General features: G+C 36.0%; 8 protein-coding genes and 2 pseudogenes. 1 reads left to right on the forward strand and 9 read right to left on the reverse strand.

Going from position 1 to position 7920, the window contains the following annotated elements:
- The 9 genes and pseudogenes from WFZ85_RS15410 to WFZ85_RS15455 form a co-directional block, all read right to left on the reverse strand.
- Nucleotides 1–412, reverse strand: a 412-nt coding sequence (locus WFZ85_RS15410; RefSeq protein WP_342697160.1) for a hypothetical protein, incomplete at its 3' end; no start/stop codon positions are given.
- Between the two features lie 239 nt (nucleotides 413–651).
- Nucleotides 652–2178, reverse strand: coding sequence for an SIR2 family protein (locus WFZ85_RS15420; RefSeq protein ID WP_342697161.1), 1527 nt, complete (start codon nucleotides 2176–2178; stop codon nucleotides 652–654).
- 175 nt (nucleotides 2179–2353) lie between these two features.
- A pseudogene (locus WFZ85_RS15425) lies at nucleotides 2354–2476 on the reverse strand (integrase); the annotation flags it as partial.
- A 102-nt stretch (nucleotides 2477–2578) separates the two neighbouring features.
- Nucleotides 2579–3238, reverse strand: coding sequence for a hypothetical protein (locus WFZ85_RS15430; protein WP_342697162.1), 660 nt, complete (start codon nucleotides 3236–3238; stop codon nucleotides 2579–2581).
- A 155-nt stretch (nucleotides 3239–3393) separates the two neighbouring features.
- Nucleotides 3394–3516: pseudogene (locus tag WFZ85_RS15435) on the reverse strand (integrase); the annotation flags it as partial.
- 118 nt (nucleotides 3517–3634) lie between these two features.
- A complete protein-coding gene (locus WFZ85_RS15440; RefSeq protein WP_342697163.1) occupies nucleotides 3635–4726 on the reverse strand; it encodes a hypothetical protein in 1092 nt (363 codons plus the stop codon).
- Nucleotides 4727–5484: 758 nt separating this feature from the next.
- Nucleotides 5485–6312, reverse strand: coding sequence for an SDR family oxidoreductase (locus WFZ85_RS15445; protein ID WP_342697164.1), 828 nt, complete (start codon nucleotides 6310–6312; stop codon nucleotides 5485–5487).
- Nucleotides 6309–6812, reverse strand: coding sequence for a hypothetical protein (locus WFZ85_RS15450; protein ID WP_342697165.1), 504 nt, complete (start codon nucleotides 6810–6812; stop codon nucleotides 6309–6311). Before WFZ85_RS15450 ends, WFZ85_RS15445 begins: the two co-directional genes overlap by 4 nt.
- Complete coding sequence (locus tag WFZ85_RS15455; RefSeq protein ID WP_342697166.1) at nucleotides 6809–7300, reverse strand: M61 family metallopeptidase; 492 nt, start codon at nucleotides 7298–7300, stop codon at nucleotides 6809–6811. Before WFZ85_RS15455 ends, WFZ85_RS15450 begins: the two co-directional genes overlap by 4 nt.
- 316 nt (nucleotides 7301–7616) lie before the next feature.
- Between WFZ85_RS15455 and WFZ85_RS15460 the strand changes: the two genes are divergently transcribed.
- The coding region (locus WFZ85_RS15460) for a transposase (protein ID WP_342697167.1) at nucleotides 7617–7920 on the forward strand (304 nt) is incomplete at its 3' end.

Raw genomic sequence — 7920 nt, forward strand, 5'->3', positions numbered from 1 at the left:
GATTTGTTGCTTCATAAGTCATAGACGTAATTTTGAATTCTCGGCTATATTCTTTTGTTGTTAGAATAATATCTCTGTAAGTTGTCGACTTAATTTTATATTCGTCATATTTCGGTGGACTTTTTAACTTTACATTTATAGAAACCAACTCATTATCTGGTAATGAGTTGTCACGAAAAGCTAGATAAACAAATGACAAAATCATTATCAACGAAATTGTAATAACTACAATTCTATCACTTTTCGAGATAGGTTTATAAATTTTTACTTTCTTTTGATTTTCTCTTGTGAGTTGTCTTTTCTCGCGTCGTGTCATAAAATTACTGCTAACTAGTTTATACCCGCTACAAAGTAGCGCATATACACCCAAAACAGGGTGGATAGGCGCTATTGAATAGCGTATTTGTTTCAAAAATAGAAATAAAAGTTGTATTACAAATCATCAAACGGGCTTTTGATTTGTTGAATACTTTTCGTACTTACATCAGTATATATTTCAGTTGTTTTACTACTACTATGACCGAGCAACTCTAAAATATACCTTAAATCTGTACCCCTCTCAAGTAAACACCTCTAATTACGATCCGCTCACTACCGGCAGAGGCGCACTCCGTCAGTTTCTGGCGCAGCCGTCTACTCGATTGTGAGCAGTTATTCATTAAGCAGTCTATCATATAAACAAACTAATTTCATGTAATATGAAGAATGTTGAACATCTGCTGTCAAATTAAAATTGTCTCTTAGGAAATAACCCAAAATTTCTAAATTAAGCTTTTCAATATCTAACAGTAATATTATTTTCAAAGATTTGTCAGGTGGGTTTGCGTCAATTACTTCTTCAATGGATTTATAATTTTCATTAATTGCTTTTTCTTTATATGAATAAGGATTAGCTGCTTTCCAGTCAGCAATTTTCTTATCAGCAGCAAGTGTAATTTTAGGGTCCACACCAGATTTATCCGCAATTGGTTTTAAATATTTCCACACTGGAATCCACGTACTTGCCTTAACTAATTTTGGCAGTGTTTTGTTAATTAATTCCTTAGTGTCAAATTCTTTATTATCGAAAAGCACATCTTCTGCAATATCAAATCTAGAAAAAGTTTCATATGATTTTTCCTTTTTATCTTTCACAACTCCAACTCCAATTACAACATCGACTTTATCCAAATCGGTTTCGGTATTAAAGTCAACAACTGCAATTTTTCCTGTTGGGTCATTTGTGCTGACAAGTTCGTAGATGTGTTCTTTTATTTTGCGGAGTAGTGAAGCAGGGAATTTTTGGTTTAATGAAGCAAGTACTTGTAAAATTTCTAAATAATCTTTCGTTCTAATTCTGGTCAGTGGTAATATAGAGCCTCCAATTTCAAATTCGTATTTGTCTATAACAGCTTCTCCCTTGTGGTCGTGAACATATTCTATGAAAAATAATCTACTTGCTAATTCATTGACTTGTCCTTGGTCAAGACATTTTATAATTGAAGCCAAAATGCTTCGAACGTTAGCGTCAGAAATGGAATATCCCATAAAAATTGTTGGATGTTCTAAAAATACAGTTAAAAGTTTTGCAGCTAAGTATGCATTTCTTTCATTAAATTCTTTGTAATCCTCTTCAGTTATGACAAGCGAATTAGGTTCACTACAGCAGCCATGAATTTTATATATTTCTCCTATTTCTTGTAACGGTGAAAAAATTAGCTCTTGTTGAGATTTATAAACTTTAAAATCAGGATATATTGTCTCGCATAATAAGTCATAATTTGTTGTAATTATTCCATTAATTTTTGCAGCTTTAAGTAATTCAATTTCATTTTTTAAATCGCCCGGAATTTCTTTTTTTGATATTTCCTTTAAATAATTTGAAACTGAAACCTTCAATGGACTTGAAAAGTTGGCCATTTCTTGAAGGTTAGCGTCTCGTTCTTCTTTTAATTTAGGAGATTCAAACCAATAACCATGATAATCTTTTGCAATTAATGAGCCTACAAGAGGCCAATTTCCTCCAGCTAAAGAACGATATTTTTCAAATGGAATATCCATCATGCTTGAATATTTTCTTAGCAAACCTTCCCATTTTTCACTTTGAATATAGTTAAATGAAAAACCTGAACCGATAAATAAAAATGGTGAAGATGCAAATCCATCTAATCGAACAAAAAAGTCGTCTTTAAAACTCATAATTTAAAATTTAATATAGTATCTACTTCTAATAATGTCTCGTTTCCTTATAGTTTCTGATAATTACTCACAACTCGTATATACCCGCTACAAAGTAGCGCATATACACCCAAAACAGGGTGGATAGGCGCTATTGAATAGCGTATTTGTTTCAAAAATAGAAATAAAAGTTGTATTAAAAATCATCAAACGGGCTTTTGATTTGTTGAATACTTTTCGTACTTACATCAGTATATATTTCAGTTGTTTTACTACTACTATGACCTAGCAACTCTGAAATATACCTTAAATCTGTACCCCTCTCAAGTAAACACCTCTAACCACCATCCGCTCAGTACCCTCAGACGCGCACTCCGTCAGTTTCTGGCGGAGCCGTCTACTCGATTGTATGCAGTTATTATTATTTAATTCTTTCAGCAATAAATTCCTCTGCAATAATATAGCTTTGGTTTAAGAAAAAGTCATTTGGACTTACATCTTCATTACCAAATATTAAAACTTTTGCTTTTGGTTTGTCTGCGTAACCTTTGTCATCTCCGATAATTTCATTATTTACTGTAAAACTTAATTTATGTTTTTCGCAAACTTGTTTTATAGATTTTTCTAAAGATTTTGGAATACTTATTATTCTGTGAGAATATTTATTGAATTGTTCTTCACTATTCCAAAAATATTCATTTACCGTAATCCAATTTCCCGTTTCCTTTTCTAAAACATTACTAATTTCTCCAATAAATTCATTAAGGTTTTCCGGTTTTCCTTTGATTTCGCACTCAAGCTCATTTTCGTGGAATTTTAATAACAAAGGATGATTTTCCAGAATTTTTAACTTTACGTATGGCAACATAAGTTCGTAAAAAAAGCCATTAAAACTTTCTGTATTTCGGCAAGTTAATTTCCATTCTTCGTATTCAATTGGAACGTCGTAACTAATTTGATTAATTGAAAGAATCATTTCTAAAGTATTATTAGAAGGATTATAATTGTAAGATTCAAGTTTTAAATCAGAATCTTGATAGAATTCTGTTGTATTAGTTCTGTATATTAGTTTTTGAATCATTTTCGTTTAGTTTTTCTAGTGTTTTCGGTGTGTCGCGGTATAATTACCGCTAACTTGTATATACCCGCTACAAAGTAGCGCATATACACCCAAAACAGGGTGGATAGGCGCTATAGAGTAGCGTATTTGTTTCAAAAATAGAAATAAAAGTTGCATTATAAATCATCAAAAGGACTTTTGATTTGTTGAATACTTTTTGTACTAACATGAGTATATATTTCAGTTGTTTTACTACTACTATGACCTACCAACTCTAAAATATACCTTAAATCTGTACCCCTCTCAAGTAAACACCTCTAACCACCATCCGCTCAATACCGTCAAAGGCGCACTCCGTCAGTTTCTGGCGGAGCCGTCTACTCGATTATGGGCTGCCTTTGGTCTACATTTAACTCTTTAAATAATTATTGAGTTAATTGAACGTCTTATATGTTTGCCATAACCATCTTGATTGCTGTACCCAAGCCGAATTATAAATTGTATGGGCTTTTTAAGCTCCAAATTATCAGAAATATCATTTTTCATTGGCTCTTCCTCCAAGATTTGGGAAATGGTGTGATTTCTTATACTTAATTCAGTACACTTTAACAGGGCCTTTTGATAAAGTCTTCCAGATTCGTAAATAGAAAAATTTTCACTACTATTTGAAGTTATCACTAAAAAGCCGCTCGTGTGCTTAACTTGTTCTATCGCACTTTTTATTCCCTGATTAATAAATGAGCCGCCAATAGCTGATTTTTTGTTAAAGAAACTATACCAGACAAATTTGGGCAAGCCATTTAATCCCAGCATTTCAGGAAAAAGACCATCACCTAATTTTTCCTTTTGATCTTTGTCGAACCTCAACCAATCACTCAGTTCCAATTGTTTGCTTTTATCATTGCTTTGTTTTGTGAACGCTTGAATTTGTAGTTCTGATATTGATTTACCTTTTGGGGAGTTCGAGGAGAAGAAATGCACATTTTCACTGTCCAAGTCTTGAAGATTGGTGATGTCCTTGTTACTCATTTCTCCAATATTATAGTTCTTTCTGTCAGTAAAACGATTTTCAATCAGAGATAATGTTGCATTGATAGAACTTTGCTTATTACCTTTCATTTCAATACTGAACAATTCTTTGTCTGCTGAAATCGAGCCTAGAAATGGTTCAATTTTCAATTGATTACCCGTGGCCATGGCCGCATTATCAATTGTTTCAATAAAGGCAGATATCGAAAGTAAAAACTCTCTGTTATTTGGATCAACAAATGGTAATCTTCGTTGAAAATCACCGAAAACCTTTATTTTATTTTCCTCAATTTTAACCTTCCACGGTTGAGTATTATGACTACTTGGAGCATGCATGCCATAGGCAAGAATTTGCTGAATAGTTGAATCTATTTTATGCATTGGTTTCTTATTTAGGGTTTGTGCTTTTAGAATATCCTTTGGCAATACAGAAATAATACCTAATGCTGTCATTGCTTTCATAAATTCCTTTCTATCCATATAAATGTTTTTATTTAGATGTGCATTCAATTTTCTATCTCAATTTATTGGTTTATTGTATTAAGTGAAGCTCTAATAACTTTGTTTTTAAAAAATAAAATTCCGACTTTTTTTTAAATCGTGCAATCCATTTGAAAATTCTTTACTATTCCTCAGAGTCTCGCCTCGGACTCTGCGGCTTTCCTACTCCCCCTCGCTTGCACTCTCAAACCACCACCCTTGGCATGAGCACTGCCTGCCGCCCCGTTCATGCTTGCGCTCCTCGCCAGCGTGAGAACTCAAAATAAAACAATCCTGCCGGTTTGCAAAAATCAGTTTGCGGCACAAACTGCCCGTGCCCATGATTCCCGCGGCATGCGTTGCACACACGCGCTGGCTGTGGGCGCAAGCTTTTTGCAAAACTAAAAATACAAGTATACGTGTTGGCGACTTACTCGTCCCGCAGCATCTCCCCAGGACATGATGCGCAAGCGCGGTACTTCAATCGTATCGTGCTCTTAGAAAGACGATAGCTGAAGATGTGGATATGTTACGATCTACTTGCACGATTGTCAGGCAACCAGCGTGAACAAGTGTTAATTTAGGAAACATCAAAAAGCGGAATAAAAATGAATCCACTTGCTAAAAACAAGAAACGATTAGCAGAAAACTCTCGAAAGTTGCCCCTAGGGGCACTATCTACTGACCACAAGTGCTGAAGTAAGCGACTATGGTAAGCCGACCAATGATAACGAAGGCAGAAAAAGACAGACCACATTTCACTTTAGCTTATACTGTCTGGCCACCAGGTGCTCGAAAATACGGGCCGGCAATAAACGCTTCAAGGGTATCATCAATCGCTCCAGTAGGGTTCCCCCAACATACCGAAGTGAGGGTTGGCGCTCTCCCATAATATCCTCGATCTTTCTGGCTATAATTAAAGGACTTGATCCGGTTTGTTCATTCTTAATGGCTGCGTTATGAGCTGCTGTCTGGTATCTAAAATAGGGTGATTTCTCATTTGTTTTGCTGCCTGAACTTGGTTTAGCAGACATACCTGTATTAATATCGCCTGGTTCAAGTATAACAACCTTAACGCCAAAAGGAATTAACTCGAGGCTAAGCGCCTCAGACAATCCCTCAAGGGCGAACTTAGAAGCGCTGTACATACCATCAAATGGGATGGCTATCTGCCCGCCTATTGAAGTTGTATTGATAATAAGACCACGCATATTGTTACGCATTGAGGGGAGGACCGACTGTATTACCCTTAGTGGCCCCAGCGTGTTAACTTCAAGTATTTGCCGGGCATCATGAATATCCATTTCTTCCAGAGACCTTGAAAAACTGATTCCAGCATTGTTGATCAGAACATCGATTCGTTGGGCTGCCTCTAGCACCCGGTTTACGGCAAACCTCACAGACTCGGTATCTCTTACGTCCATTGAAAGTATCGAATAGCCATCTTGATGCAGTTGAATACCGTCAACAGGCTCGATTACTGTGCCGAAAACGTTCATCCCCTTGGAGGCTAAGTAACCTGCAGTTGCCCTACCTATGCCGGATGATACACCTGTTATGAGAACTATTGGCTTGGTATTGTTCATACTGTTATGGGGTTAGCGGTATCAATGGCATCAAACAAGTCGGCTACGAATCGATTTACGGCATCCTGGAGAGGATAAATAAGTTTCACAATTGGCCGAAGAAGTGGCTGCTTGACCTGAATTTCCTCATAGATAAAAAGCGTAGTAACTTTATCTGTGTCCTTAGTGAAACGCACCAGCCAAGTACCGCGGAATCCAAAACCTTTAAAATGCGCCTCGAAAAGATGGTTGGTAACTGAGCGTACCTCTTCGTAATCTACCGGTGGGGAGTCAAATGCCAATTCCCGCCAACGCTTATTTGAAGTTACGATAACATCCTTCAGATCGCTACGAAACGCTTGTCTCCGATCTATCGCAATCATGTGAAACAACCACTCGATTGGGGCTTCGATCGTAACCGTTGCAGTGGCTACTGCAACACGAGATGGCGTAACGAAACCCAAAACTAGATAATAAAGCGAGGGTATGGCGATCAAGAGTAAGGTCATCATGTCGTTCATAAACTTTTTTGTCTTGCTTCGATGAAAACAAAGTTAAAAAACTTTCTTGCTGCATCAATATTGGTCCCTGCAGGAGAAAAAACATCTCCTCCTCCATGCCCTCCTACTTTTTCAGTGTCAAAAGTGTCGTTAACTAGATAGGTTATTTTAGAAAGATGTTTTGCGTTAGAAATCGACCAGGTATTGTCGTCGGATTTGGTTACAGGCAATTCACTTCCTTTTGTATCTAAAGCTTTAAACTCCTCAATAAATTTCCCATAATTTTCAAACGAGTAGGTACCAGGGACAATTTTAGGAATGCTGTAAGTGATTTTCTCCGACTTGGTTTTTGGTGCTTGTACAGTCACTAGTACCTTGTCGTCTTTCACGTCAATTAAGTCGATACCAACTTTGACATATTGTTTAGATGTTTCTTTTTTTTGTGCATTAAGTGTATTATTGCTCCATAGGAAGGCTACGATAGCAATTGCGATAATAGATTTTTTCATTTTTTTATAGATTATTGATGATTTTATTGTTAAAAAATTAATTTAAAGTTAGTTTTTTTTCTATACGATTTTTCACTTTCTGTTGATGTTAGCTGTCTCGTCCCAACGGTTGCAGCTAACGTCTTGCCCGCTTGCTGTCTAGCGGGGTTTTAAAAACGTAAATTTTCTGCAAAAAAAACAAATTCCTTTTGAAAATCAAAATTTCTTTTTAACAACAATTGCCCCGCTTGCAGCAACCGCTGTGCTTGTTGCACAACTCCAACAAATATACCAAAAAAAACTTGCAAAAAACTTAGAAAGGTTGTATTTTTAAATCATGCAAGGAAGAAAAGAACTCACCCCAAAAATGCTCTACCAATTTCATTTACAGGACTTAATACCTGAGCACAATTATTATCGATTGCTAGATAAAGCGATTGATTTTCATTTTTTATACAAAGCCACAGCTCAGTATTATGGAGAGGAAGGACAGGAAAGTATTGATCCTGTAGTCTTCTTTAAAATCCTCTTAGTGGGTTATCTAAACAATCTTAATTCCGATAGGCAATTAATAGCCTATTGCAGTGATAGTTTATCGATTCGCTTGTTTTTAGGTTACGATATTCATGAGTCATTACCTT

Source organism: Flavobacterium aureirubrum (genome assembly GCF_038739835.1).
Taxonomy (GTDB): domain Bacteria; phylum Bacteroidota; class Bacteroidia; order Flavobacteriales; family Flavobacteriaceae; genus Flavobacterium; species Flavobacterium aureirubrum.

Bases quoted from the DNA above. Each gene is read 5' to 3' on its own strand.
- WFZ85_RS15430 (WP_342697162.1), bottom strand. From the start codon at position 3,238: ATGATTCAAAAACTAATATACAGAACTAATACAACAGAATTCTATCAA.
- WFZ85_RS15420 (WP_342697161.1), bottom strand. From the start codon at position 2,178: ATGAGTTTTAAAGACGACTTTTTTGTTCGATTAGATGGATTTGCATCT.
- WFZ85_RS15450 (WP_342697165.1), bottom strand. From the start codon at position 6,812: ATGAACGACATGATGACCTTACTCTTGATCGCCATACCCTCGCTTTAT.
- WFZ85_RS15445 (WP_342697164.1), bottom strand. From the start codon at position 6,312: ATGAACAATACCAAGCCAATAGTTCTCATAACAGGTGTATCATCCGGC.
- WFZ85_RS15440 (WP_342697163.1), bottom strand. From the start codon at position 4,726: ATGGATAGAAAGGAATTTATGAAAGCAATGACAGCATTAGGTATTATT.
- WFZ85_RS15455 (WP_342697166.1), bottom strand. From the start codon at position 7,300: ATGAAAAAATCTATTATCGCAATTGCTATCGTAGCCTTCCTATGGAGC.